Consider the following 1,043-nt stretch of genomic DNA (forward strand, 5'->3'; position numbering starts at 1 on the left):
GTAGTTGACGGGCGACACCGTTTATCACCGAGTTTGGACAGCACTTGGTGATCACGGGGCATGAAAATGTCGATGAGAACTGACACCGGCCGTAGGCGCACTGTGGCGCGACGCTGATGTGGATCTCCGAAACCTCCACCGCAACTCGGTTGATCCACCAGACTTGCTCTTGTTTCCCAACGGAGAAGGGACGGGCAAGTATGGCGAAGAGCGCACTTCTGGTGATGGACGTCCAACGGGACGTCCTGGCCATCGCCGACGATGGTTCCGGATATCTGCCGCGCTTGCGCGGGGCGATCGACGGTGCCCGGGCTGCCGGCATCCCCGTGATCTACGTGGTGATGGGATTACGGCCGGGCGATCCGGAAGTCAGCCCTCGCAACAAGGCGATGACAAACGTCGTGCGGGCCGGCCTGTTCACCGAGGGGGCCGCTGGCACCGAGATTCATCACGATGTTGCGCCCCAGCAGGGCGACGTGGTGGTTACCAAGAGGAGAGGGAGCGCGTTCTCGGGCAGCGACCTCGACTTGGTACTCAGGGCTCGCGACATCGACAGCCTTGTTCTCACCGGCATCGCCACCAGCGCTGTAGTGCTGTCCACCCTGTGGCACGCCATCGACCTGGACTTCGGCCTCACCGTCCTGGCGGATGCCTGTCTCGACACCGACCCCGAGGTGCACCGGATGCTCACCGAAAAGCTGTTCCCGCAGTGGGCAGATGTCGTCGCCGTTGGGGACTGGCTCAAAGCCATCGCACCGCAATAGCGGTGACCGTCCGGACTCTCGCGTGCGGGGCAATACGGCATCGCCTCCCGCCGGTCCGGGTGAGGTCAGTCGGCGGCGTTCTGAGCAACGGCGCGGGCCTGGGTGATGGCGAGGCGGTAGGAGTCGGTGCCGGTCTGGATCAGATTGCCGCCGAAGGTGAGGCGGTCGACGATGGCCGCGCAGAGGCGGGGATCGGTGAAGGTCTTGGTCCAGCCGCTGAAACTCTCGTTCGAGGCGATGGCGACGCTGTTCTTCTCCTCCCGCTCCGTCAGAACCTGG

Annotated in this window: 2 protein-coding genes; one reads left to right on the top strand and one right to left on the bottom strand. The window is 64.1% G+C overall.

The features are described from left to right. Positions 1 to 200: 200 nt before the first annotated feature. The gene (locus AC3ETA_RS47725) at positions 201 to 764 is read left to right on the top strand and encodes a cysteine hydrolase family protein (RefSeq protein ID WP_432199161.1); all 564 of its coding nucleotides are present in this window, start codon (positions 201 to 203) and stop codon (positions 762 to 764) included. A 65-nt stretch (positions 765 to 829) separates the two neighbouring features. Here the strand turns inward: AC3ETA_RS47725 and AC3ETA_RS47730 are convergent. Continuing rightward, positions 830 to 1,043 (bottom strand): ATP-binding protein (locus AC3ETA_RS47730; protein ID WP_432199162.1); only part of this gene is annotated, 214 nt, incomplete at its 5' end.

The organism is Streptomyces sp. bgisy027 (genome assembly GCF_057710365.1).